26 protein-coding genes and 1 other RNA gene are annotated in these 24797 nt (G+C 60.3%); 11 read left to right on the top strand and 16 right to left on the bottom strand.

Annotated elements, in window-relative coordinates:
• Positions 1-3 precede the first annotated feature (3 nt).
• The 9 genes from Q668_RS04130 to ubiE form a co-directional block, all read right to left on the bottom strand.
• On the bottom strand, positions 4-723 hold the full coding sequence (locus tag Q668_RS04130) for a 16S rRNA (uracil(1498)-N(3))-methyltransferase (RefSeq protein ID WP_022988342.1): 720 nt from the start codon (positions 721-723) through the stop codon (positions 4-6).
• Complete coding sequence (tatC, locus tag Q668_RS04125) at positions 723-1505, bottom strand: twin-arginine translocase subunit TatC (protein WP_022988341.1); 783 nt, start codon at positions 1503-1505, stop codon at positions 723-725. Before tatC ends, Q668_RS04130 begins: the two co-directional genes overlap by 1 nt.
• Positions 1502-1951, bottom strand: a complete 450-nt coding sequence (gene tatB / locus Q668_RS04120; protein ID WP_022988340.1) for a Sec-independent protein translocase protein TatB — start codon at positions 1949-1951, stop codon at positions 1502-1504. The genes tatC and tatB overlap by 4 nt, the downstream gene beginning before the upstream one ends.
• An 11-nt stretch (positions 1952-1962) precedes the next feature.
• Positions 1963-2190, bottom strand: coding sequence for a Sec-independent protein translocase subunit TatA (gene tatA, locus Q668_RS04115; protein WP_022988339.1), 228 nt, complete (start codon positions 2188-2190; stop codon positions 1963-1965).
• A gap of 86 nt (positions 2191-2276) precedes the next feature.
• Positions 2277-2606 (bottom strand): phosphoribosyl-ATP diphosphatase, encoded by a 330-nt coding sequence (locus Q668_RS04110; protein WP_022988338.1) that lies wholly within the window; start codon positions 2604-2606, stop codon positions 2277-2279.
• 12 nt (positions 2607-2618) lie between these two features.
• The gene (gene hisI, locus Q668_RS04105; protein WP_022988337.1) at positions 2619-3035 is read right to left on the bottom strand and encodes a phosphoribosyl-AMP cyclohydrolase; all 417 of its coding nucleotides are present in this window, start codon (positions 3033-3035) and stop codon (positions 2619-2621) included.
• A gap of 27 nt (positions 3036-3062) precedes the next feature.
• Positions 3063-4706, bottom strand: coding sequence for a ubiquinone biosynthesis regulatory protein kinase UbiB (gene ubiB, locus Q668_RS04100; protein WP_022988336.1), 1644 nt, complete (start codon positions 4704-4706; stop codon positions 3063-3065).
• On the bottom strand, positions 4703-5344 hold the full coding sequence (locus tag Q668_RS04095; protein WP_022988335.1) for an SCP2 domain-containing protein: 642 nt from the start codon (positions 5342-5344) through the stop codon (positions 4703-4705). Before Q668_RS04095 ends, ubiB begins: the two co-directional genes overlap by 4 nt.
• The gene (ubiE, locus tag Q668_RS04090; RefSeq protein ID WP_022988334.1) at positions 5344-6126 is read right to left on the bottom strand and encodes a bifunctional demethylmenaquinone methyltransferase/2-methoxy-6-polyprenyl-1,4-benzoquinol methylase UbiE; all 783 of its coding nucleotides are present in this window, start codon (positions 6124-6126) and stop codon (positions 5344-5346) included. The genes Q668_RS04095 and ubiE overlap by 1 nt, the downstream gene beginning before the upstream one ends.
• 116 nt (positions 6127-6242) lie before the next feature.
• Here ubiE and Q668_RS04085 point away from each other — a divergent pair, with 116 nt between their 5' ends.
• Positions 6243-6521: a polyhydroxyalkanoic acid system family protein gene (locus Q668_RS04085; RefSeq protein WP_022988333.1), complete on the top strand. Its 279-nt coding sequence runs from the start codon at positions 6243-6245 to the stop codon at positions 6519-6521.
• 3 nt (positions 6522-6524) lie between these two features.
• On the opposite strand, the gene Q668_RS04080 is transcribed toward Q668_RS04085, so the two are convergent.
• Together Q668_RS04080 and Q668_RS04075 are read right to left on the bottom strand one after the other, a co-directional pair.
• Positions 6525-7274 (bottom strand): FFLEELY motif protein, encoded by a 750-nt coding sequence (locus tag Q668_RS04080; RefSeq protein WP_022988332.1) that lies wholly within the window; start codon positions 7272-7274, stop codon positions 6525-6527.
• 84 nt (positions 7275-7358) lie between these two features.
• A complete protein-coding gene (locus Q668_RS04075; RefSeq protein ID WP_022988331.1) occupies positions 7359-8282 on the bottom strand; it encodes a hypothetical protein in 924 nt (307 codons plus the stop codon).
• A 339-nt stretch (positions 8283-8621) separates the two neighbouring features.
• On the opposite strand from Q668_RS04075, the gene Q668_RS04070 reads away from it, so the two are divergent.
• From Q668_RS04070 to Q668_RS04050, 5 genes are all read left to right on the top strand, one after another.
• The gene (locus Q668_RS04070) at positions 8622-9977 is read left to right on the top strand and encodes a WS/DGAT domain-containing protein (protein ID WP_022988330.1); all 1356 of its coding nucleotides are present in this window, start codon (positions 8622-8624) and stop codon (positions 9975-9977) included.
• A 130-nt stretch (positions 9978-10107) separates the two neighbouring features.
• Positions 10108-11628 carry an aldehyde dehydrogenase family protein gene (locus Q668_RS04065; protein ID WP_022988329.1) on the top strand — a complete coding sequence of 507 codons (1521 nt, stop codon included), beginning with the start codon at positions 10108-10110 and terminating at the stop codon, positions 11626-11628.
• A gap of 96 nt (positions 11629-11724) precedes the next feature.
• Positions 11725-12708 carry an MDR family oxidoreductase gene (locus Q668_RS04060; RefSeq protein ID WP_022988328.1) on the top strand — a complete coding sequence of 328 codons (984 nt, stop codon included), beginning with the start codon at positions 11725-11727 and terminating at the stop codon, positions 12706-12708.
• A 44-nt stretch (positions 12709-12752) separates the two neighbouring features.
• Positions 12753-14129: a class II fumarate hydratase gene (locus tag Q668_RS04055; protein WP_022988327.1), complete on the top strand. Its 1377-nt coding sequence runs from the start codon at positions 12753-12755 to the stop codon at positions 14127-14129.
• Between the two features lie 23 nt (positions 14130-14152).
• The gene (locus Q668_RS04050; protein WP_022988326.1) at positions 14153-14635 is read left to right on the top strand and encodes a CDP-archaeol synthase; all 483 of its coding nucleotides are present in this window, start codon (positions 14153-14155) and stop codon (positions 14633-14635) included.
• 5 nt (positions 14636-14640) lie between these two features.
• Here the strand turns inward: Q668_RS04050 and Q668_RS04045 are convergent, their stop codons facing one another.
• Positions 14641-15615 carry a metallophosphoesterase gene (locus Q668_RS04045; protein WP_022988325.1) on the bottom strand — a complete coding sequence of 325 codons (975 nt, stop codon included), beginning with the start codon at positions 15613-15615 and terminating at the stop codon, positions 14641-14643.
• A gap of 173 nt (positions 15616-15788) precedes the next feature.
• On the opposite strand from Q668_RS04045, the gene msrA reads away from it, so the two are divergent.
• From msrA to Q668_RS04030, 3 genes are read left to right on the top strand one after another with little or no spacing between them, the layout of a single operon-like run.
• A complete protein-coding gene (gene msrA, locus Q668_RS04040; protein WP_022988324.1) occupies positions 15789-16439 on the top strand; it encodes a peptide-methionine (S)-S-oxide reductase MsrA in 651 nt (216 codons plus the stop codon).
• Between the two features lie 10 nt (positions 16440-16449).
• Complete coding sequence (msrB, locus tag Q668_RS04035; RefSeq protein WP_022988323.1) at positions 16450-16884, top strand: peptide-methionine (R)-S-oxide reductase MsrB; 435 nt, start codon at positions 16450-16452, stop codon at positions 16882-16884.
• Positions 16881-17645, top strand: coding sequence for a lysophospholipid acyltransferase family protein (locus Q668_RS04030; RefSeq protein ID WP_022988322.1), 765 nt, complete (start codon positions 16881-16883; stop codon positions 17643-17645). The genes msrB and Q668_RS04030 overlap by 4 nt, the downstream gene beginning before the upstream one ends.
• Positions 17646-17673: 28 nt before the next feature.
• Here Q668_RS04030 and Q668_RS04025 read toward each other — a convergent pair whose 3' ends face one another.
• On the bottom strand, positions 17674-18648 hold the full coding sequence (locus Q668_RS04025) for a calcium/sodium antiporter (RefSeq protein WP_022988321.1): 975 nt from the start codon (positions 18646-18648) through the stop codon (positions 17674-17676).
• 405 nt (positions 18649-19053) lie between these two features.
• Between Q668_RS04025 and mqo the strand changes: the two genes are divergently transcribed.
• Together mqo and Q668_RS04015 are read left to right on the top strand one after the other, a co-directional pair.
• The gene (mqo, locus tag Q668_RS04020) at positions 19054-20535 is read left to right on the top strand and encodes a malate dehydrogenase (quinone) (protein ID WP_036219129.1); all 1482 of its coding nucleotides are present in this window, start codon (positions 19054-19056) and stop codon (positions 20533-20535) included.
• Positions 20536-20693: 158 nt separating this feature from the next.
• A complete protein-coding gene (locus Q668_RS04015; protein WP_022988319.1) occupies positions 20694-22364 on the top strand; it encodes an acetolactate synthase large subunit in 1671 nt (556 codons plus the stop codon).
• A gap of 90 nt (positions 22365-22454) precedes the next feature.
• Here Q668_RS04015 and Q668_RS04010 read toward each other — a convergent pair whose 3' ends face one another.
• The 3 genes from Q668_RS04010 to Q668_RS04005 all read right to left on the bottom strand — a co-directional run bounded on the left by Q668_RS04010 (position 22455) and on the right by Q668_RS04005 (position 24776).
• Positions 22455-22700: a peptidoglycan-associated lipoprotein gene (locus Q668_RS04010; protein ID WP_022988318.1), complete on the bottom strand. Its 246-nt coding sequence runs from the start codon at positions 22698-22700 to the stop codon at positions 22455-22457.
• A 207-nt stretch (positions 22701-22907) separates the two neighbouring features.
• Positions 22908-23272: a transfer-messenger RNA gene (gene ssrA, locus Q668_RS16765) on the bottom strand.
• A gap of 82 nt (positions 23273-23354) precedes the next feature.
• Positions 23355-24776 (bottom strand): WS/DGAT/MGAT family O-acyltransferase, encoded by a 1422-nt coding sequence (locus Q668_RS04005; protein WP_036219128.1) that lies wholly within the window; start codon positions 24774-24776, stop codon positions 23355-23357.
• Positions 24777-24797: the final 21 nt, after the last annotated feature.

Genomic DNA, 24797 nt, shown 5'->3' with positions numbered 1-24797 from the left:
AGTTCACAGGCAGGCGTCAAACAACCGGCTGACCAGCACCGGTACAGCGGTTTCTACCCGCAGGATACGGGGGCCGAGGTGCACGCTCTGGCAGCCGGCTTCTTCGAGTTTACCCACTTCGTAGTCGGTGAAGCCGCCTTCCGGGCCGATGCACAGGGCGGCGGGTTCGTTCAGGTGGGTGGGGCAGGGGGCTGCCATGCCGGGGTGGGCGACCAGTGCCCGTTTTCCTTCCAGCAATGCCGGTAATTCGTCTTCCACGAAGGGTTTGAACAGTTTGCGGATATGCACCTGTGGCATCACCGTGTCCTTTGACTGTTCCAGGCCCAGTGTGAGGTTTTCCCTCAGGTTGTCGTCTGACAACCAGGGCGTTTGCCAGAAGCTCTTTTCCACCTTGTAGCTGTTGATCAGCCAGATATCTTTCACGCCCAGAGAGGCGCAGGTTTGCAGTACCCGGCGGAACATCTTGGGGCGTGGCATGGCAAGGATCAGGGTCAGCGGCAGGGCGGCCGGTGGCGGGGTGTCCAGCGTTAGCTGCAGTTCCGCTTCGGAGTCGTTCAGCTTGAGGACTTCACCGTACCCCATCAGGCCGTTGACCCGGCCCACCGGAATGCGGTCGCCGGCACTGGCCTTGAGTACGGTTTTCAGGTGTTGCAGCCGGCGACCCTGAAGCCGGGCACGGTCCGGGCTGACGAAGTCTTCGTCCAGCAGCAGGGCCAGGTTCATCAGGCTTCCGGTTCGTCTTCGGCGGCCTGTTCACGCTCGCGATAGGCCAGGCGGCCAAAGATGATGCCAAACTCGAACAGAATCCACATAGGCACCGCCAGCAGAGTCTGGGAAATGATGTCTGGCGGGGTCAGCAGCATGCCGATGATGAAGCAGCCGACGACCACGTAGGGACGCTTGGCCGCGAGATCCTGCGGCGTGGTGGCGCCGGTGAGGATCAACAGTACGGTAGCAATGGGAATCTCGAACGCCACACCAAAGGCGAAAAACATCTTCAGCACGAAGTTCAGGTAGCTGGTGATGTCCGGCAGTTCCACGATGCCTTCCGGGCCGATGGCGGTAAAGAAACCGAACACCAGCGGAAACACCACGAAGTAGGCGAAGGCGGCACCGGCATAGAACAGGATGACCGAGGTGAACAGCAGCGGGAATGCCAGCCGCTTTTCATGGGCGTACAGGCCCGGCGCCACAAAACTCCAGAGCTGGTACAGGATGACCGGGATGGCGGCAAACACTGCCAGCACCAGGGCCAGTTTCAGGGGCGCAAAGAACGGCGAGGTGATGTCGGTGGCGATCATCATCTGGCCCACCGGCAACAACTCCCTCAGGGGCTGGGACAACAGCAGGTAGAGATCGTTGGCAAATGGGTAGATAACGGCGAAGCAGATAATCACTGCCAGCACCATTTTCAGTAATCGGTTACGCAGCTCGAGCAAATGCTCGATCAGGGGCATCTCCTGTTGTTCAGAAGACGCTTGATTGCCGTCTGGCTTGGCATTCATGAACGATGATCCGGTGAACTCTCAGTCGATGGGCCGGGCTCGGCGTCGGCGCTGGATGTGGTGTTTCCCTGATCCGCCGGGGCTGTCGCCGAATCCGGGCTGCTTTCCTCCGGCTTGTTAACCCGGCGGGTAGCGGGAGCCGGGCGGGTTTTCCTGGAGCCGTCGTCCAGGATCATGTGCTCGTACTTCTTGGCCTCATCCAGGGCGCCTTTGACCGTCTTCTGCACATCATCCAGGCCGACATCGCCGGCTTTTTTCAGCTCCTTGCGCAACTCTTCGGCTTTCAGCTCGCGGTCCAGCTCCGAGGTGAACTGGCCAACCATGCGCCGGGCGCCGCCAATCCAGCGGCCAGCCGCCCGTGCAGCGCCGGGCAGCCGTTCAGGGCCCAGCACCAGCAGGGCAATAATGCCGCAGATCAGCAGCTCAATGAAGCCGATATCGAACATTCAGTGGTTGCTCAGCTCTGCTTTTCCTTGGGCTTTTCTTCGGCCTGGGCCTGTTCGGCTTGCTGGCCCTCCAGGTTATCCTGGTCAGCCTGCTTCTTTTCTTCTTCGTCGCTCATGGACTTCTTGAAGCCACGAATAGCACCGCCGAGATCGGAGCCGATATTGCGCAGTTTCTTGGTTCCGAACAACAGGATAACGATGCCGAGTACGATAAGAAGTTGCCAGATACTGATACCCATGAGGGTTCCTCGTTCAATTGTTTCTGTTACGTGACATTGTACGCCAACGATTACCTCAGGCGGAAATCCCCGTTAGGGGTACTCCCTCAGGATTGCCGTGACGCTTTTTCTTCCAGGCCGGAGAGGTCGAACCGGTTGGCCAGCTCATCCAGGATATCCTGCGGGCCCAGGCCCAGGCTCGACAGCATGACCATGCTGTGGAACCACAGGTCTGCCGTCTCGTATACCACATCCCGGGTTTGTCCGGAATGTTCGGCATCCTTGGCGGCCAGCAGGGTTTCCGTGCACTCCTCGCCAACCTTCTCCAGAATCTTGTTCAGGCCCTTGGCATGCAGGCTGGCCACATAGGAGGTGTTCGGGTCTGCCTCTTTTCGGGCTTCCAGTACATGCGCCAGGCGCTCCAGTACATCGCTCACGGTGTCTGCTCCTCAGTTGCTGCCGTAGATGGCGTTCGGGTCTTTCAGTACCGGTTCGGCACTTACCCACTGGCCATCTTTCAGGGTCCGGTAAAAACAGCTGCGCCGGCCAGTATGGCAGGCAATGCCACCTTTTTGTTCCACTTTCAGCAGGATTACATCGGCATCACAGTCCAGGCGGATATCCCTGAGCACCTGCTGGTGCCCGGAGCTTTCGCCTTTGCGCCAGAGTTTGCCGCGGGAACGGGACCAGTACACCGCCTGGCCTTCCTGAACGGTCAATGCCAGGGACTCCCGGTTCATCCAGGCCATCATCAGGATGTCGCCGTTGCCGGCGTCCTGGGCGATGGCCGGTATCAGGCCGTCGTCTGTCCATTTGATGTCGTCCAGCCAGCCAGGCTGTAAGACGTTATCGGGGGAATCTTGCATTTGTGTGAATCCTGAAAATCTTTGTGTTCACCGGCTACCCCGGAGCATGACGCCTGCGGCTGCGGCAAGCAATGCCCAGCTCCACACCGGCATGTCGGTCACCAGTTGCTGTGCTTGCGGATGGCTGCTGCCCACGGCAATCACGGCCAGTACGGCGGCGATAAAGCCCCGGCGCCAGCGCCGTTCACTGCGCAGTTGCTGTTGCTTCATCAGCTCCAGTGTTGCCCGGTTCTGCTCTTCGGTCGGGCCGCTGCCGCGCAGCTGTAACAGGGCATCGTGCACCAGTTGCGGCATCTCCGGAGACTGCTCCAGCCAGGACGGCAGGTGCGTTTGCAGTGACTTGACCAGCCCGGCCGGGCCGATGCGTTTGCGCATCCAGTCCTCAAGGAACGGCTGGGCAGTGCTCCACAGATCCAGTTCCGGATACAGCTGGCGGCCCAGGCCCTCCACGTTCAGCAGGGTTTTCTGCAGCAGCACCAGCTGCGGCTGCACTTCCATGTTGAAGCGGCGCGCGGTCTGGAACAGGCGCAACAGGAAGTGGCCGAAGGAGATGTCTTTCAGTGGCCGCTCGAAAATAGGCTCACACACAGTACGGATGGCGGCTTCGAATTCGTTCACCCGGGTATCCGGCGGTACCCAGCCGGACTGGATGTGCAACTGCGCCACCTGGCGGTAATCCCGGCGGAAGAACGCCAGCAGGTTGCGGGCCAGGTAGCTTTGATCGTCCGGGGCCAGGGTGCCGACAATGCCGAAATCTATAGCAATGTATTTCGGGTCTGCCGGGTTGGAGATGTCCACAAAGATATTGCCCGGGTGCATGTCGGCGTGAAAGAAACTGTCCCGGAACACCTGGGTGAAAAAGATCTCGACGCCTTTCTCAGCCAGAACTTTCATGTTCACGCCGGCGTTTCTCAGGGTATCCACATCGGCAATGGGAATGCCGTGGATGCGCTCCATCACCAGTACGGACTTGCTGGTGTAATCCCAGTCGATGAAAGGGATGTAAATCAGCTTGGAGTTTTCGAAGTTGCGGCGCAGCTGGCTGGCGTTGGCGGCTTCGCGCTGCAGGTCCAGTTCGTCGTGGATGGTGGCATCGTAGTCGGCCACCACATCCACCGGGTGCAGGCGCTTGCCTTCAGACCAGTACTTTTCCAGCAGCCCGGCCATCAGGTACATCAGGCCCAGGTCCTGGCGGATAACCCTTTCGATGCCGGGGCGCAGCACTTTTACCACCACCTTCTGGCCATTGGGCAGGGTGGCGGCGTGCACCTGGGCTACCGAGGCCGAGGCCATCGGGTCCGGGCTGAATTCCGCAAACAGTTCTGACACCGGTGCGCCCAGGGATTTCTCGATAATGCCCCGGGCCTGGTCGCTGGGGAAGGGCGGCACCCGGTCTTGCAGCTGTTTCAGGGATTCGGCCATGTCATCGGGCAACAGGTCCCGGCGGGTGGAGAGAATCTGGCCGAACTTGACGAATACCGGCCCCAGCTCTTCCAGCGCCAGGCGCAGGCGGTCGCCGCGGCTCAGCTTCGGTTGCGGAAACAGGTGCCAGGGCGCCAGCAGGAAAAAGACCTTCAGGGGCGTGGGCAGTTCCGACAGGGGCAGAAACGTGTCCAGCCGGTAGCGGCAGAATACCCAGGCAATTCGGAACAGGCGTTGCAGGCGGGTCACAGGGTCTCCGTATCGTTAATGCTACCGGGTACTGCCAGCTGGTTCAGGCGAGCTTCCAGCCGCTCGGTGCGCAGGTTCAGCTCGTCGATGTCCTGAAAGGTGGCTTCCAGTTCGCGCCGGCCGGGCAGGGTGCGGCTTTCTTCGTGGATGTATTCCTCCACGTTGGCGTTCATGGTGCTGACCGCCTGCCGGCTCCATTTCGCGGCATTCCTGATGCGCTGGCCCAGAAAGTGCGCGGGCACATCGCCGATGTGCCGGGCCATGGCGGCTTCCCAGTCGGGCTGCAGCTGGTTCAGGGCCCGCTGGAACTGGTGGGCCAGGGCAGTGTCGCCCTGTACTTGCAGGCGCTCGTCGGCAAAGACCCGGTCATCACCCAGCGCCAGGGCGGCGAAGGCAACCGGCCGGCCGCTGATCTCCAGTGCAGGGTCGTCTGCCGGCTGGCTGCGTACCTGTACTCTGTCGGCCACGGGTTCCAGGGTCCAGCTCATGGCCACCGGCGCGGTCAGGCTGAACTGAACCGGCCCTGCCAGTGCCTGCATCAGGGCCTTGTGGCCGGCAGGATCCAGCTCCAGGGCCCGGTTCAGCGCGGCTTCAATAATGGCGCTGATGGCAGACAGCAGGGTAGGGCCGGGAAACATCAGGGCTTGATTCCCACGTGCAGGGCCACGATGCCGCCGGTCATGTTGTAGTACTTGCAGTTCACCAGGCCGGCGTTTTCCATCATGCCCTTCAGGGTGTCCTGGTCCGGGTGCATGCGGATGGACTCGGCCAGGTACTTGTAGCTCTCGCTGTCACCGGCAATCAGCTGGCCCATCAGGGGCAGGGCCGTGAAGGAGTAGGTGTCGTAGGCCTTGCTCAGCAGCGGGTTGGTGGGCTTGGAGAATTCCAGCACCATCAGCTTGCCGCCGGGCTTCAGTACCCGGGCCATGTCGCGCAGGGCCTGGTCTTTGTCGGTGACGTTACGCAGGCCGAAGGCAATGGAAACCGCCTGGAAATTGTTGTCCGGGAACGGCAGGTGTTCGGCATCGGCCTGGACGTATTCGATGTTGCCGGCATAGCCCCGGTCGGTCAGGCGACTGCGGCCTACCTGCAGCATAGAGGCGTTGATATCGGCCAGCACTACTTTGCCGGACGGGCCTACCAGGTCTGAGAATTTCATGGTCAGGTCGCCGGTGCCACCGGCAATGTCGAGTACCTGGTGGCCGGGGCGAACACCGCTGAGCTCGATGGTGAAGCGCTTCCACAGGCGGTGGATGCCCATCGACATCAGGTCGTTCATGAGGTCGTATTTGCCGGCCACGCTATGGAAAACCTGGGCTACCTGGCTGGCTTTCTGGCTCTTCGGTACATCGCGGAACCCGAAATGGGTGACGTCGTCCTGGCCGTTGCCGGGAGTGCCCGGTGCTTGCTGCTCGCTCATGGGTGTTCGTCCTGTCAGAATCTAAGGTTGGTATTCTAACCTTTGAGGGGTTGGCTACAAGTTTATTGCCGGCTTACACTGTAAAACCGTTTCCAAATCACCGAGAAAACTGATTCATGTCTGTTATCGATATCCATCGCGCCCATTCCCTGGACAAGGCCCATGCCCGAGAGGCCGCCGAAACCCTGGCCAAGGACTTGTCCCGGCAGTTCGACGTTAACTATCAGTGGGAAGGCGACCTGCTTAAATTCAAGCGCAGCGGCGTGAAAGGCCAGCTGGACATTGCCGAGAGCGACCTGCATATCCGCCTTGAACTGGGCATGATGCTGCGACCGTTCAAATCCCGCATCGAGCAGGAAATTCATTCCCAGCTGGACCAGATCATCCAGGCCTGATCGCTACAGGTCGCCCGGCAGCGTAAACGGCTCCGGGTGGCCTTTCAGTATGTTCTCCATTACCTGCCTTTCCCGGCTGATAAGCCGCTCGATCAACAGATCTACCTTGTCCATTTTCCGGAAAGCGCTGTAACCCCGGTGCAAAAAGCTGTGCAAATCGCCCAGTTCCGCCATTTCCGCCGGTCCCCGGGTCATCGACAGCAGCCAGCCCAGTGTGCGGTTGCGTACATAGCGGTCGAGCTGCTGGCCGGTATCGGACACCAGTTCCAGCTGCCGGTGCCGTGCCGGAAGTTGCCCGCTGGCCCGGTAGCCTTCGCACCAGGCTGCGGCGGTGATCGAGCCGGTATCCAGGCCTTGCCGGTCAAACCATTCGGCCAGTTCCAGGTCCAGGCTCTGGGTCAGCAGGTTCAATTCGACCAGGCCGGCAAAGGTGGCCAGCAGGTGGTCGGGCAGCCACTTCACCATTTTCGGGAATACACGGTCGATGTTGTCATCGCGGCGGGTCATGCCGGCCGGGGCGTAGAGGTCGGTCAGCAGGAATTCCAGGCCGGTGTGATAGCCGGGGTGGCGGTACAGGTCCTGGTGGGTAGTTTTCAGGCGCTCGGCCTGCCAGTCGGCAATCCGGCGGGTGTCGTCCAGCAGCGGGCTGGCAGCTTTCAGTTGCCGGAAGTCGTGGTACTCAAGCAACAGGCGCTTGAGCCTGTGGGCGTTTTCTGACTGCACTTCCGTTGCGACCAGGCGCTCACGATACATGCCGGGACTCCATCACACTGAACCTGAAACCGCGCAGTTTAACGGAGCCCCGCAGCCGGTGCACCCGGAATCGGGGCCAGGAATTCAGCCTTGTGCGGCGGCAGGCAGGGTTTCAAAGCCCGGTACCCATTCCTTGCTGTCCAGGGTGATGAAGTGGCTGGGTGCCCCGGTTTCAACAATCCGCATGGTGGTGGGGCTGGTGCGGGCGCTGGCCAGCATGGCGGTGCGGTCCAGAATGCGGTCGGTGCCGGGAATCAGGAAGGTGCCGTGGCGTACGTGCTGGTACACGGAGCTGTCTGTTCGGGCCATCCACTCCATGATGTTCTCGATGTTGCGAACAATGGTGAGGTGATCCTTGGTGGCGTAGAACAGTTTGCCCAGAAGCTGGCGCTTGCGCGGGTTCATCTTGCCGAAGAAGGTCTGGCCATAGGCCGACTGCGGGGCACTGTTGATCAGGCGGATCAACCAGGGCCACATACCGTGGCTGACCGGTTCCAGAAGCGTGGTGACCAGGGCGTGCAGTTTACCCTGGGGCAGTACCGGGGCTTCCAGCACGACTTCCGCGTCTTCATAGAGTTCCGGCCACTGGCGTATGGCTTCCAGAATAACCGCGCCACCCCGGGAATGGCCGTGCACCCGGATGTTGCGGGTGGTGGGCAGGTTCTGAAGGGCCTGGTTCAGGATGCAGGCATCGTATTCGATGGTGCCTTCAAGGTGTTTGATGGGCACTTCCCAGTCCGGAGTTTCAGGCGTTACGCCATTCACCGGTATGTGGTAGTTGCTGCAAGTGAGCAGGATCAGTTCGGTTGTGGGGGCGTCGTAGGCCTGGGTGAAGTAGCAGTGGTTTTCCAGAAAGCCGTGTACGCCGATCACGGTCTGTTCTGCCGCGCCGCTGTGGTTCCGCACAGACACAGCGCCCTTGCCAACCCGGAATACCCGGCCGGAAAACATTTCCGAATAGGCGTTTTCGATGGGTTTGATCAGCTTGCGAACATGACTGGCTTTCATTGTTCATCTCCCCCCGTCACAGCTTCAGGCTTTGTTTGGAATTGGATAGCCGGTTTAGCTTTTGTACCCCGATCGGCGTGCGGGTGTAGTGGCACCAGTGCCCGGATTTTTGGTGATTCGGGGCCAATCAGGCTTTGCGTCGTTCAGTTTATAACCATTGCATCAAGCCATGTAGCGAGTATAGAAGCGAACAGTTAATCGCGTGTAACTTTTTGTAAGCCTGTGCGCGGTATCCACACGATGGAGCCGGATGAACGACTCTGGCACAATGCTGGATTGGCTTTTCACCAGTTTACTGACCGGGGACCTTCAGGTTTGAACCAAGAGCACTCGCATCTCATGCTGCCTTCGGATTCGGCCTGGCTGGCTTTGGAACGGCCGGACAACCCCATGACTATCACCATCATGCTCCGGGTGGACGGGCTGACCGCCGGCCGTTTCCGGGAGTTTCTTGAGGTTTACTGGTCGGCCTGGGAACGCTTTGGTTGCCGCCCGGTGTGGAAAGCCCCGGCCTGGTACTGGCAGCCAGACGCTACCTTTAATGTGGCGCACCACCTGGATGTGGCGCTGGACCGGTTTGACCAGCACCAGCTGCAGGACTGGGTGTCTGCCCGACTGAATGAGCCCCTGCCGCTTTATCGCCCGGCCTGGAAATTCTGGCTGGCCCCTAACGCCGAAGGCGGCGCTGCCCTGCTGCTGCGATTGCACCATTGCTATGCCGATGGTTTGTCGCTTTTGAGTATTTTCGACCAGTTGTGCCCGGCCTCGCCCCGGCAATACCCGGCGGTATACGGCGCCCCGGAGCAGCCCCGGGTAGGGCGCTGGCTGGAAACCGCCCAGCAATGGCTGGGCTCACAGCTTGCCCGCTACGGCGCCACCACACAGACTGATGCAGAAAAGCCGGAGACCGGCCTGGAGCAAACCCTTGCGGCCCGCACCGTACAGAACGGGGCGCGACTGGTGCATGAGCTGAGCGAATTCCTGGCCGAGGAAGAAGATTCCCCGTCTGATCTCAAGCAACCGCTGGCCGGCCAGCGCAATTGCCGGTGGTCGGCTCCGGTGCCGCTGGAGCGCTTTCGCGCCATTGCCCACCAAACCCGCACCACCATCAACGATGTGCTGCTGGCCTGCGTGGCTGCAGCGGTACGCCCGCGGCTGGGCATGACACCGGAACAGCTGGACGATGCGGTGATGCACGCCGCCGTGCCGGTAGACATCCGCACCCGCTTGCCCGAAGGCATCAAGCCCGAAGCCGGCGAGCCCGGCAACTGCTTCGGTACCGTGTTTGTGCCACTGCCGGTAGATGGCGAAAGCGCCCTGGAGCGGTTGTTCCGCATCAAGCATGAAACCCGCAAACTCAAGAAGAGCTGGCAACCGGGCCTGGCCTGGGGCCTGACTGCCTGTGCCTCCCTGCTGCCAGACATCGGCCGCAAACCCCTGGCCGATCTATTCTTTCGCAAGGCCTCGGCCGTGGTTTCCAACGTACCGGGCACTCCGGAAACCCGTTACCTGGCCGGTTGCCCCATTACCGAGCAGATGTTCTGGGTGCCCCAGGCCGGGAATATCGGCCTGGGTGTGAGCATTGTCAGCTATGCCGGGCAGGTGCAGTTTGGCGTTGTGGCGGATGAGGCGGTGATGGCGGATCCTGCGGCGTTTCTGGAGGATTGCCTGGCGGAACTGGATCAGCTGGACTGACCATACGACCATTGGCTTAGCCGATTCTTGCTGCGTCTGCCTACAAACCTTCCGGATTGGGTCTACCTTTGTTGTGTTAACGCAAAAGGCTGCGTTGCCCTGCGACAATCACAACAAAGAGGCAGAAGTCATGATCTATGCACAACCCGGACAAGAAGGCTCCGTTGTTTCCTTCAAATCCCGCTACGAAAACTACATTGGCGGCGAGTGGGTGGCGCCTGTAAAAGGCCAGTACTTCGACAACATCACCCCGGTCACCGGCGCTGTGTTCTGTGAAGTACCCCGTTCGACTGCCGAGGATATCGACCTGGCTCTGGACGCCGCCCACAAGGCCGCACCGGCCTGGGGCAAAACATCCCCTACAGAGCGTTCCAACATCCTGCTGAAAATTGCCGATCGTATCGAGGCCAATCTCGAAAAGCTGGCGGTGGCGGAGACCTGGGACAACGGTAAGGCCGTTCGTGAAACATTGAATGCCGACATCCCGCTGGCGGCTGACCACTTCCGTTATTTCGCCGGCTGTATCCGTGCCCAGGAAGGTCACATGGGCGAGATTGACCACAACACCGTGGCGTACCATTTCCACGAGCCGCTGGGCGTGGTCGGCCAGATCATCCCCTGGAACTTCCCGCTGCTGATGGCGGCCTGGAAGCTGGGCCCCTGCCTGGCCGCCGGTAACTGCACCGTGCTTAAACCCGCCGAGCAGACCCCGGCCAGCATCCTGGTGCTGATGGAAATCATCGGCGACCTGCTGCCGCCGGGCGTGCTTAACATCGTCAATGGCTATGGCCCGGAAGCCGGCCAGGCCCTGGCTACCAGCAAGCGTATTGCCAAGATTGCCTTCACCGGCTCCACCCCGGTGGGCTCGCACATCCTCAAGTGTGCAGCCGAAAACATTATTCCGTCCACGGTTGAGCTGGGTGGCAAGTCCCCGAATATCTACTTCTCCGACGTGATGAAGGCTGAGCCTGAGTTTGTCGACAAGTGCGTGGAAGGCCTGGTTCTGGCGTTCTTCAACCAGGGCGAAGTCTGCACCTGCCCGTCACGGGCGCTGGTTCAGGAAGATATGTTCGAAGAGTTCATGCAGAAAGTGGTTGAGCGCACCAAGGCCATCAAGCGTGGCAACCCGTTGGATACCGACGTTCAGGTTGGTGCTCAGGCGTCCAAGGAACAGTTCGACAAAATCATGTCGTACATGGAAATTGGTCGTCAGGAAGGCGCGGTTGTGCTGACCGGTGGTGACCGCGAGCACCTGGAAGGCGAGTTCAACAACGGTTTCTACATCCAGCCGACCCTGTTCAAGGGCGACAACAAGATGCGGGTGTTCCAGGAAGAAATCTTCGGCCCGGTGGTGGGGGTCACCACCTTCAAAACCGAGGAAGAAGCCCTGGCCATCGCCAACGACACCGAGTTTGGTCTGGGTGCCGGCGTGTGGACCCGCGACACCAATCTTGCGTACCGCATGGGCCGCAATATCCAGGCCGGTCGGGTCTGGATGAACTGCTACCACGCATACCCTGCCCACGCGGCCTTCGGTGGTTACAAGAAGTCCGGTGTTGGCCGCGAGACCCACAAGATGGCGCTGGAACACTATCAGCAGACCAAGTGTATGTTGACCAGCTACGACACCAACCCTCTCGGGTTCTTCTGATTGCTCCTCATTTCCGGGCCGCGGTTTTCCGCGGCCCGGTATTTCTGGTATACCCGGTTCAACAGATGTCATTAACCCCTGGAGGGCTGAATCCGAATGTTCAAAGCAATCCTGATTGAAGGCAGTCGGGGTGACCAGCAGGTCTCTCTCAAATCCGTCGATGAAGCGCAGTTGCCGGAAGGCGATGTGACCGTGGATGTGGCGTACAGCACCCTGAACTACAAGGACGGCTTGGCTATCACCGGCCGTGCGCCCATCGCCAAGACCTATCCGATGGTTCCGGGCATTGACCTTGCTGGTGTGGTGACTGAATCGTCCAACCCCGACTTCAAGGCCGGAGACGAAGTGGTGCTCAATGGCTGGGGAGTGGGTGAGAAACACTGGGGCGGCCTGGCCCAGAAAGCCCGGCTTTCGGGTGACTGGCTGATCCCGCTGCAGGCGCCGTTCACGGCCCGCCAGGCCATGGCCATCGGCACCGCGGGTTACACCGCCATGCTGTGTGTCATCGCTCTGGAGAAACACGGCGTTAATCCAGAATCCGGCGACATCCTGGTAACCGGTGCTACAGGTGGTGTTGGCAGCGTGGCGGTGGCCATTCTGGCCAAGCTGGGCTACTCGGTGACTGCGGTAACGGGCAGGCCGGAAGAGGAAGCTTACCTGAAATCCCTGGGCGCCAAACAGATTCTGGACCGGGCCGAATTGAGTGAGCCGGGCAAACCGCTGGCCCGGGAAACCTGGGCAGGTGCTGTGGATGTGGCCGGCGGCCAGGTACTGGCCAATGTGTGTGCGGGCATGAAGTATCACGGGGTAGTGGCCGCGTGTGGCCTGGCAGCCGGCATGGATTTTCCGGCAACCGTGGCGCCGTTCATCCTGCGTGGCGTGACCCTGTGTGGCATCGACAGTGTGATGGCCCCGAAATCGGACCGGGTGTATGCCTGGAAGCGCCTGGCCGAGGATCTGTCTCCGGAACTGCTGGACAGCATGATCACCGAAGTGGCCTTTGATGATGCCATCGACGCCGCTGGCCGGCTGATGGATGGCAAGATCCGAGGTCGCATTGTGATTCCGGTGGCCGGTTAGCTTTATACTGGTCGGACGCAAGAGCAACGGAGCAGGGAGATCAAGTGACCGACTACAGAACCGAACAGGACAGTCTGGGCGAAGTGGCAGTACCCGCAGAGGCCCTCTGGGGCGCCCAGACTCAAAGGGCCATCGACAACTTTCCGGTCAGCGGCCAGCCCATGCCGGCCGATTTCATCAAGGCGGTGGTGCTGGTGAAATGGTCTGCCGCCCAGGCTAATGCTTCCCTGGGCTTGCTGGATGCGCCCTGTCGGGACGCCATTGTGCAGGCCTGCGGTCGGCTGAGCATGGGCGAGTTTGCCGACCAGTTTCCGGTTGACCGCTACCAGACCGGGTCTGGCACCAGTACCAATATGAACGTGAACGAGGTGGTGGCCGCTATCGCCCGGCAACAAGGGGTGGATGTAAACCCGAACGATCACGTGAACATGAGCCAGAGCTCGAACGATGTGATCCCCACGGCCATTCACATCAGCTCGGTGCTGGCGGTAAAGAACAAGTTGTTGCCAGCCATCTCGCACCTTCGCGGGGTGATTTACCAGCGCGAGGGTGAGCTGGCAGGGCAGGTGAAAACCGGCAGAACCCACCTGATGGATGCCATGCCCGTTACCCTCGGCCAGGAACTGAAAACCTGGCGGGAGCAGCTGGCAGCAGTTGAAAAACGGCTTGAAGCGTCGATGGACGAGCTGGCAGACCTGCCCCAGGGTGGAACGGCGGTAGGCACCGGGGTAAATGCCGCTTCCGAGTTTGCCGGGCAGTTCATCAAGTTCCTGAAAATAAACAGTGGCTACAGTTTTCGATCCCTCAACCACAAGTTCGTAGCCCAGAGTGCGGTGGACGCGCCGGTGGCACTGTCGGCCCAGCTCAGGGGGCTTGCGGTGGTACTGACCAAGATCGCCAACGATCTGCGCTGGATGAACAGCGGCCCCATTCATGGCTTATCAGAGATCAGCTTGCCGGCGCTGCAGCCGGGCAGCAGTATCATGCCCGGCAAGGTGAACCCGGTCATTCCGGAATCGGTGGCCATGGTCGGAGCCCAGGTGATGGGGCTGGATAACGCCGTGGCCATGGCCGGCCAGTCCGGCAATTTCCAGCTGAACGTGATGCTGCCGCTGGTGGGCGCCAACCTGCTGGATATGACCGGCCTGCTGGCCAATGCCACAACCATGCTGGCCGACAAGGCCATTCAGGGCTTTACGGTCAATGCCGATAACCTGAATGCCGGTGTGGGGCGCAACCCGGTGCTGGTGACGGCCCTGAACCCGGAGATCGGCTATGCGCTGGCGGCGGACATTGCCAAGGAAGCCTATCGCACAGGCCGGCCGGTGATTGATGTGGCGGAAGAACGCAGTGGCCTGAGCCGTCAGCGTTTGGAAGAACTGATGGATCCGCTCAAGCTGACCCGTGGAGGGCTCGCCTGAGCCAGTCCCGCCGGAGGTAGCCCGTGCTGTTGTCGCTGGAGTTGTTTGTCATGCTGGTTCTGGCCAACGGTTCTCCGGTGGTGGTGGCCCGGCTGTTGCACAATCGCTGGGACTGGCCGGTAGATGGTGACCGGCTATGGCGTGACGGCCGGCCGGTGTTTGGCCACAGCAAAACCTGGCGCGGGCTGGCCTCCGGTGTGCTGTCCTGTCTGTTATTCGCGGCCTGGCTGGGGCTGGGATGGATTTTCGGTGCGCTGTTCGGCTTCCTGTCGTTGCTGGGGGATTTGCTCAGCAGTTTTATCAAGCGCCGCGCAGGGCTGGTGTCCAGTTCCCGCGCCCTGTGGCTGGATCAGCTGCCGGAAGCCCTGTTGCCCATGCTGATGGCCTGGTACTGGTTGCCGCTGGCGTTATGGCAGGCGGTTGTGGTGGCTGTGCTGTTTGCCATTGCCAACGTGGTGGTGTCGCCGCTGCTGTTCCGGCTGGGTATCCGCAAGCAGCCTCACTGAGGGCCTCAGGCCGGGCCCCGGGTGAGGGTATGCAGGGTCACTTCCGGCGGGCAGTTCAGCCGCACATTCAGCACCGAGGTTCCCGCCCCCGGCGAGGTATACCCCTGCATACCGTTCACCTGCCAGGAGCCCTTGCCGAGCCTGCGGGGACAGTCGGAGTCGAGGGTGACCGGAATGCCGCCGGGCAGGCAGATCTGCCCCCCGTGGGTGTGGCCGCATAAAAACATGTCATAGCCCGCGTGGGCCGCTTCGCGCCAGATTTCAGGCGTGTGGCTGAGCAGCAGGCTGATACCGCCTGCGGGAATGTCGTCGCCGGCCCGGTGCAGGTTGTGCACTTTGTAGTAATGGGCGTCGTCTACTCCGGCCAGGTAAATCCTGGCCTGTTCCCGTTCCAGTGGCACCATTTCATTCATCAGCAACCGGTAGCCCATGTCTTCCAGTGCCGGAACCATGCGCACGCTGTCGTGGTTGCCCAGCACCGCGTAGGTGTCTCCCCGGATCGCCTCCCGGAGCTTTTCCATGCCCGCCAGGGCGGCCTCTACCGGGCCCCAGGTGCGCTGGCGATAATCGCCGGTCAGTACGCACAGGTCGTAGTCCAGTGGTTCAATCTGGCGGATGACGGCTTGCAGGTTCTGCTCGTCCATATCCACGTGCAGGTCGGTCAGGTGCAGTATCCTGAAACCTTCAAAGGCCTCGGGCAGGTCTGGCAGCACGAAGCTGTTGTGGGCGGTTCGCAGTTTGCGGCTGTTGCTCTGGGCCCGGTTAAACAGACCGACCGACTGCAGGCAAAAACGGATGAAACCCGGCGCATTGGCGAGGTTTTCCAGGTGAAATGATCGCTTGTCGCGGCCCAGAACCAGGGCTTCGGATTCCTGCTCGATGCCCAGGCGCTGGCGGGCGTGTACCGGCCCCAGCCGAAGGCTTAGGCGGTAATGGAGAAGCTCGTCCTGATCTTCCGGTTCGCGGACTTTTGCTGTCATGCTGTTTCCCTGATGCCGAGCGGGGTCTTATCGCTGGCCCCTGTTTTCATTATGGTGGCTGACAGGGCATGTGCAACCGCCCTGACATAATTTCATGTTGCGGTTGTGTCTGTTTATCATCGGTGGTCGTATACACGGGTATAACCTGTGCAACCAGAAACTGGAGACAAACTATGACCGAAAGCTGCAATATTCCGGATCTGAATGTGCCGCGCAGCCGGTTCCCGACCCCGGAACAGGAACTGCCTGAAACCGGCAGCGAAGCCCATGTGGTGCTGGCCGGTGGTTGCTTCTGGTGCGTGGAAGCGGTGTTCCTGGCTATCGACGGAGTTACCCGGGTTGAATCCGGCTATGCCGGCGGTTCGGCTGACACGGCAAATTATGAGGCGGTCTGTTCCGGCAGCACCGGCCATGCTGAAGTGGTAGATGTGCACTACAACCCGGAAAAGGTCGGTTTCGGCGAACTGCTGCGGGTGTTTTTCTCGGTGGCCCATGACCCGACCCAGCTGAACCGGCAGGGCAACGACATCGGCAGCCAGTATCGGTCTGCCGTATTCTATGAAAACGATGCCCAGAAGCAGCTGGTGCAGGCCTACATCCGGCAACTGGATGAGTCCGGCGTTTACCCGGCACCGGTGGTTACCACCCTGGAGCCGCTGACGGCGTTTTACCCGGCCGAGGCACACCACCAGAACTTTGCGGCCCGTAATCCGTACCAGCCCTATATCATGGCCGTAGCCGCCCCGAAGATGGAAAAGCTGGCCAGCGCATGGCCGGACCGACTGAAACCCGAATTCAGCCAGGACGACCAGGACCTGGCCTGAGGAGAATGCAATGAGTGTATCGGCATCAGGCTATGACCTGACCCCGCTGAGCGAAGCGGACATTGAAGACAAGGCCAGCGCACTGAGCGCAGAAGAGCGACGGGTATTGCTGCACCACGGCACCGAGCACCCGTTCTGCGGCACCCTGCTGGACAACAAGAAGACCGGGGTATACCACTGCCGGCTGTGTGACCTGCCGTTGTTCAGCTCCGATGCCAAGTTTGATTCCGGCACCGGCTGGCCGAGCTTCTTCCAGCCGTTTGACCCGGAACATATCCGCTACATTGAGGACACCAGCTTTGGCATGGTGCGGACGGAGATCCGCTGTGCCCGCTGCGACAGCCACCAGGGCCACGTATTCCCGGATGGTCCGCCACCCACCGGGCAGCGGTATTGCCTGAACTCGGTGTCTCTGGTGTTCCGGGAGACAGAGCATTCAGCATGAAACGACTGAACTTGAGCCCGTTAACTGAATCGGCAACCCTGCTGCGGCGCGCGGCTGTGGTGCTGGGGTCTGTGGGGCTGACGGCGCTTTATTCGTTACTGGTGTTGTTACGGGCGTTGTTCGGCAAACTGGACCGTCGGATTGTCGACAAGTATTGCCGGGAGTGGTCTACCGCGTTGCTGAAACTGGTACGAACCAGCCTGACTGTTCGCGGCGAGGTTCCGGACTTCAATGACGGCCGGCGGTATATCATCATGAGCACCCATGCCAGTCACTACGATATTCCGGTCAGCTTTGTTTCGCTGCCCGGCTCCATTCGTATGCTCGCGAAGAAAGAGCTGTTCAAGATCCCTTTGTTAGGCCAGGCCATGGCGGCCGCCGAGTTTCCGTCCATAGACCGTTCCAACCGGCAAAATGCCGTGCGTGACCTGGATCGGGCACGGGCGATGATGGAGAGCGGGATAGTGCTGTGGGCGGCGCCTGAAGGTACCCGGTCACCGGATGGTAACTTGCTGCCCTTCAAGAAGGGGTGTTTCCACCTGGCGCTGGAGACCGAAGCGGTGATTGTTCCTGTGGCCATCCGGGGTATTCACCGGGTGCTGCCCGCCCGGAGCATGCAGATTAACCTCGGGCAGCCAGTCGATGTTCGGGTAGGAACGCCCATCGATACGGCAGGAAAGTCCAAGGAAGACCTGGCCGGGGTCATGGAAGAAGTGCGCCAGCGGCTGGAAGAGTTACTGGGGGATGGCGAGGCTGGCTGATGCGCCAGCCTCGCGGACGGCAAGTGGTTCAGCTTGCTGCCATGGTGGAGAACAAATAACCGGTGTAACCAACGTACACCAGCAGCAACAGGGCACCATCTACCCTTGATATCAGCTTGCGCCAGCCGGTCAGGCCGAAGCCCATCACCAGCAAGGCCAGTGTCAGCCCGAACATCAGGGTCCAGTCGCGGTAGAGTACTTCCGGGGCGACCGACAGCGGCTCAATAACCGCGGCAAGGCCCACCACGGCCAGGGTGTTGAAAATCCCGGAACCCAGAATGTTGCCAAGGATCAGGTCGTGCTCGTTCTTCTTTACTGCGGCCAGTGCCGATGCCAGTTCCGGCAAGGAGGTACCGATCGCGACGATGGTCAACCCGATAATCAGGTCGCTGATGCCCAGGCTCTGGGCGATGGTTACCGCGCCCCAGACCAGGATCCGGGAGCTGGCAATCAACAGAACCAGGCCGACCACCAGCCAGGTGATGGCGCTTTTCAGGGGCATGGGGTGAGCGATCATCTCGGTTTCGGTGTCCCCGGCCAGCGGATCTTCCTTGCCCTGATAACCCTGGTAGATAGACCAGCCCATAACGGCCGCAAAAACAGCCAGCAGCACCCAACCATCAAGCCGTGACAGTTCGCCGTCCAGCAGCTGTGCACCGGCAATCAGGGTCAGCACCAGCAGCAGCGGCAGTTCCTTGCGGATAACCTGGGAATGCACGGCAATGGGCGCGATGATGGCGGTCAGGCCGACAATCAGGGCAATGTTGGTAATGTTCGAACCGTAGCCGTTACCCAGGGCGAGCCCGGGGTTACCATCTGAAGCCGCCATGGCAGAGACCGCCAGTTCCGGTGCGGAGGTGCCGAAGCCGATAATCACCATGCCAATCAGCAAGGTAGGCATGCCCAGGTGCTTGGCCGTGGCGGCCGCACCTTCCACAAATTTGTCTGCACTCCAGACCAGCAGTACCAGCCCGGCAATAATGGCACCTATAGCCATTAACATAGGAAGACCTCGTTAGGTTCAGGTTGTCGCCGCAGGTTACGCAGGCGAGGTCACAGTTGGCGCACAAAGATACAGTAAGTGGGCGTTTCAGGTCAGCCCCCGGGCTATCGGAAATACCGCTATACGGGGTGATCCGCATTGGCCCCTCGCTGGTATCAGACTAAAGTGGCGCTGATATTGTTAACAAAACAGGCGAGAATGGTCGCAAACAACATAGTTTGCCCGACACACGTCGATTGACAATCGCAATTTATTATTCCGATAAAAATCGGGATAATCGCGCTCAATCTCATACCGGAAGCATACGGCAGCGCCGTCTACCTCGCGCCCGACCGGCTTCCGACAGGCCGCTTTGCTGATCGTGGAGTGGCATCAGGCTTCAACACTAAGCTAGGGTGAAAACCAATGGCCGTAAGACAGGCAGACGTAGTGCTGGTCGGAGGGGGCGTCATGAGCGCCACTCTCGGCATGATGCTCAGGCAGCTGGATCCGTCTCTGGACATCGTCATGGTGGAGCGTCTTGACCACGTTGCCCATGAAAGCACCGATGGATGGAATAATGCAGGCACCGGCCACGCCGGCTACTGCGAACTGAACTACACCCCCGAAACCGAAAACGGCGATGTTGAAATTGCCCGGGCGTTACAGATTAACGCGCAGTTCGAGGTTTCCCTGCAGTTCTGGTCTTACCTGGTAGAGCAGGGCATTCTGCCCGAGCCGTCCTCCTTCATTAACCGCACGCCGCACCAGAGTTTTGTCTGGGGCGAGAAAGACGTTGCCTTCCTCAAGCGCCGTTTCCAGAAGCTGAAAGCCCACCACCTGTTCCGGGAAATGGAATACACCGAAAACCCGGAAGACCTGGCTGAGTGGATGCCACTGGTTGTCAGCAATCGGGACCCGATGCAGAAAGTTGCCGCTACCCGCATCAAGCACGGTTCTGATGTGGACTTCGGTTCACTGACCCGCAGCATGGTGAAGTGGCTGGAAACCCAGCCCAACTTCGAACTGATGCTGAGCTGCCCGGTGCACTACATCGACCAGCGTGACAACGGCCGCTGGAAAGTCCGGGTGAAGAACCAGAAAACCGGCGAGCTGACCAAGCTGGAAGCCGGTTTTGTATTCCTGGGTGCCGGTGGTGGCGCGTTGCCGCTGCTGCAGAAGTCCGGTATTGACGAAGCCCGTGGTTACGGTGGTTTCCCGGTCAGTGGCCAGTGGCTGGTGTGCCAGAAGCCGGATGTGGTCAAAGCCCACCATTCCAAGGTTTACGGCAAGGCGCCGATTGGCGCGCCGCCCATGTCGGTTCCGCACCTGGACACCCGGATCATCAACGGTGAGCCGGCGCTGCTGTTCGGGCCGTTTGCCGGTTTCACCACCCGCTTCCTGAAGCAGGGCTCGGTGTTTGACCTGTTCGGTTCGGTACGGGCGACCAACCTGCGGCCAATGCTGTCGGTGAGCAAGAGCAACATGGACCTGACCCGGTACCTGATCGGCGAAGTGTTCCAGTCCCACACTGACCGTGTGGAATCCCTGCGCAACTTCTTCCCGGATGCCCAGGAAGACGACTGGGCCCTGCAGATGGCTGGCCAGCGAGTGCAGATCATCAAGCAGACTGCCGAAGGCGGTGGCAAGCTGGAGTTCGGTACCGAGATTGTGGCGGCCAAAGACGGCTCGCTGGCGGCACTGCTGGGTGCATCACCGGGCGCGTCTACCGCAGCCAATGCCATGCTGAATGTGCTGGAGCGCTGTTTCCCCGAGAAGATGCAGTCTGCTGAGTGGCAGGAGCGCATGAAAGAGCTGGTGCCGTCTTATGGCCAGACTCTGGTGGAAGATGAGCAGCTGCTGAACAAGGTGCGTGAGCGCACGCTCTCAACCCTGAATCTCGCTTGATATAACCAATCAGTATCGGCAGCGCCGAAAGTGCAGAGGACAGTGGGGATAACCCGCTGTCCGCCTTCAAGCTGAGTCTCCCGGTACCGACTGATTGCCGACAGCGTTGGAAAGAATGCTATGCTCGGAGGCAAATTGGCCTGACGGGGAAGCAGAGTATGACCAACGCGCAAGCCACGCCGCGTAATGGCGCAGAACTGTTCGTCCGGGCCCTCGAGAACGAGGGCGTAAAGTACATCTTCGCAGTACCGGGCGAGGAGAACCTGGATCTGCTGGAGGCGCTCCGGAAGAGCGACATCCGGTTGATCCTCAACCGCCATGAGCAGGCGGCAGGTTTCATGGCCGCCACCTTTGGCCGTCTGACCGGCCGGGTCGGGGTCTGCCTGTCCACCCTGGGGCCCGGCGCCACCAACCTGGTCACGGCCGCGGCCTATGCCCAGCTCGGTGGTATGCCCATGATGATGATTTCCGGGCAGAAGCCGATCAAATCCTCCAAGCAGGGGCTGTTCCAGATCCTCGATGTGGTGGACCTGATGCGGCCGCTCACCAAGTACACCCGCCAGATCTCCAACGCCAATACCATTCCGGCCAAAGTCCGGGAAGCGTTCCGGTTGGCCTCCGAGGAGCGCCCCGGCGCCGTGCACCTGGAACTGCCGGAGGACATCGCCGCCGAAGTGCCGGCACCGGACACCCACATCTTCGCGCCCAGTGATGCCCGGCGCCCCTCGGCCAGCCAGAAGAGTCTGGAGATCGCTTGCGACATGCTCCGTGAGGCGAAGCACCCGCTGATCATGATCGGGGCCGGTGCCAACCGTAAGCGGGTCTCCCAGGCACTGATTCACCTGGTGAACACCACCAACATCCCGTTCTTTACCACCCAGATGGGCAAGGGCGTGGTCGACGAGCGCCATCCCCGTTACCTGGGCAACGCCGCCCTGTCGGCCGGAGACTTTGTGCACCGGGCCATCGACCATGCCGACCTGGTGATCAACGTCGGTCACGATGTGGTGGAGAAGCCGCCGTTCTTCATGCAGCCGGGAGGCAAGAAGGTCATCCATGTGAACTTCTCCGGGGCCGACGTGGACCCGGTGTACTTCCCCCAGCATGAGGTGGTCGGGGACATCGCCAACAGTGTCGAGTACATGGCGGAGAACTGTGGCATCTGCCACAACCACGACTTCACCCGTTTCATGGAAGTGAAGGCTGCCGTCGACCGGCACCTCCGGGACAAGGCCGAGGATGATCGCTTCCCGGTGATTCCCCAGCGCATTGTTCACGACGTACGGGCAATGATGCCGGAGGACGGCATCATTGCCCTGGATAACGGTATGTACAAGCTCTGGTTCGCCCGTAACTATCCGGCCTACGACAACAACACCGTGCTGCTGGACAACGCACTGGCTTCCATGGGCGCCGGACTGCCCAGTGCCATGATGGCATCCATGCTGTACCCGGACCTGAAGGTGATGGCTATCTGCGGCGATGGCGGATTCATGATGAACAGCCAGGAGCTGGAGACAGCGGTCCGGCTGGACCTCAACCTGGTGGTGCTGATCATCAACGACAGCGCCTACGGCATGATCAAGTGGAAGCAAGCCCAGGAAGGGCTGGCGGATTTCGGGCTGGATTACCGCAATCCGGACTTTGTGAAATACGCCGAATCCTATGGCGCCACCGGTCACCGGGTTGTCCGCACCGAGGATCTGCGCCCCACCCTGGAACGTGCCCTCGCCGCTGGTGGCGTGCATCTGGTGGATGTACCCGTGGATTACAGTGAGAACCGTCGGGTGTTCGACGAGGAACTGGCGGAACTGACCCGGCAGCTTTAGTGTTGTGTCGCTGCGAATGCCGGCTGGCGGAAGCCAGTTTGCTCAGGGCAGGGTAAGGCTCCCGGCACCGGGAGCCTTTGTGGAAAATGGTTAGAGTTTGGCAAAGGCGGCATCAAAGTCCTTTGCGGCCGCATCGGTAAATTCAAAGCTCTTGCGAATGTAGGCCAGCGTGGCCTTTTCGGTATCGGTTACGCCGGGGCCGTCCTGGGCGGACTCGAATAAATCGGCAACCTCATCCTTCGATAACTTGCCTTCACCACGCCCGGTTGTGTGCTTGCGGGCCAGATCGAGCAGTTCTTTTTCGTATTTTTGTCCGTCTATCGTTTCGTAAGCCATAACAACACCAACTCCGTTTTCAAGGATTCGATACCCGGGCAGCCAGTGTGGGTGCGCCGGATATGGGGGGCGAAAGGCTGTGCCATCCAACTGGCCTATCGGTTTTATCCAAGCACAGGGTTCGGAGTTGTGCAAATATTGGGCTGGTTGTTTTGGTGGGGCTGAAACGAAAAAAACCCCGGAAGTCCGGGGCTTTTCTCTGGAAGGTGGTGGAGACGGCGGGAATTGAACCCGCGTCCGCCAGCACTAGGCCTTGAGATCTACATGCTTAGTGTCCTTCTATTGTTTTAACCTCAAGCGACCCGAAGGCCAGGGTGCAAGAGGCGAGCTCTTTAAATCTTAGCCTTTAGCCAGTGAGCTCTGGATAAAGGAGCATCCCGTAAGCGATGACGTCCTGAGATGTTGCTTCCGAGCTACGGGCGACCCGGTCAGGACGACTAGCAGCTTACGCTGCTAGTGCGTAGTTTTCGTCGTTTGCGACTATTGCGTTGCAGCTTTGGATTAACGAGATTGGCTGCCATCTCGACATGCACCCAAGGGTTCGCCACCAGCGTCGAAGCCATGTCGTCCCCTCTTACTTGGAGTATATGTGGGCGGCTCCCGATACTTCAAGGGGTGTTTCACTATCGTGGCGGTTATTTGTACCTATCCGTATCACGACGCAGCGCGAAGATCCCCTGTCGAGCCCTTGGCCTTTGCGGCCTGGTACAGATTCCGGAAGCTGTCGCGGAAGTATTCCATCACCGCAACCGGGTCTGCCGGGATGCCTTTGTCGATGGTAATTCCGAACTGTACGGTGCCGGCGTAGCTGAAAATGCTCATGCCAATACCGATGTTGCCGCTTTGAGGTACCCAGAACATGGGCTGAACCAGTTTGCTGCCGGCCAGGTACACGGCGTGCCGGGGGCCGGGCACGTTGGTCAGAACCGCAGAGGCTTTGTTGCTGAGCAGGTCCAGTGCCCGTCGTTCCAGGATATCGGGGCCGCGACCGAACAGATCAAGCAGGCTGTAGGTGACCTGGGCCTGGTAGGAACGCTTTAGCCGGTTCATGTTTTCCTGCACCTGGCGGAAGCACATGAGAGGGTCGGTAACTTCAACCGGCAGGCCCACCAGTACCAGGCCGAACTGGTTGCCCAGGGTCTCGATCGGCTGGTCCAGCGGGCGCAGGTTGAAAGGCACTGCTACCCGAATGCCGCAGTCCGGGATGGTCTGGTGTTGTTCGGTGAAGTGCCGGCTCAGGGCACCGGTGGCGGCGCACAACAGAACATCGTTAACGGTGCCGCCGAGTATTTTGGCGCAGGCTTTGACGTCATCAAGGTCGAGCGGTTCGGCCCAGGCGACCTGTTTGCGGCCAACCAGTTGTTGTTTCAGGCTGGTTTTTGGTTCGAAGGGAGCCAGCCCGAGTTTTACCAGGTCCGCAGCAATGCCGCCGGCCGTGGTGGCGAGCTTGAGCGGGTAGTTGGGTTCTTCACGGACGGAGTCCAGGAACAGTCTCGCCTGCTGCCATCCTGCCTGGCTGCTGTCTACCAAGCGGTGCAGGAAGCGGGAGGCGGCCGTGCCTTCCGGTTTTTTGGCAGGTTTCGGTTTGCTGGAGATTTTTTTCAGCCTGGCTTCGGGAGATTTATCCGTAAGGGAAAGCAGTACCCGAACCAGGGAGATGCCGTCTGCTATGCAGTGGTGAATGCGAACCAGCAGCGCGCAGCCGCCGTTAAAATTGTCGATATAGTGGATTTGCCAGAGCGGGCGCCGGAAATCCAGGGCGCTGCTGTTGAAGTCGCTGGCCAGCGACTGGAGTTCATCCTTGCCGGCTTTGCCGGGCAGGGCAATGCGGTGCAGGTGGTTGTCGAGATCGAACAGCGGGTCGTCTTCCCAGTAAACCCTGTCGCCTTTATCTACGATGCGCTGGCGGAAGCGCCGGAACTTAAGGAAGCGCTCCTCCAGGGTACGCTTCAGGCGATTGATGTCGATCGGTTTTTCGAACATCAACACCGCCGAAATCATCATGGGGTTTTCCGGGGTGTCCATGCGCAGCCACGACCGGTCTACCGACGACATGGCTGCCCGTTGTGGTGACATACCCCCTCCTTGTGTCTCAGC

Origin of the sequence: Marinobacter sp. ES-1, from assembly GCF_000475255.1 — a bacterium.
Classification (GTDB): Bacteria; Pseudomonadota; Gammaproteobacteria; order Pseudomonadales; family Oleiphilaceae; genus Marinobacter; species Marinobacter vinifirmus.
The sequence above is the reverse complement of the archived record's forward strand: the minus strand, read 5'-3'. Positions and strand labels throughout refer to the sequence as shown.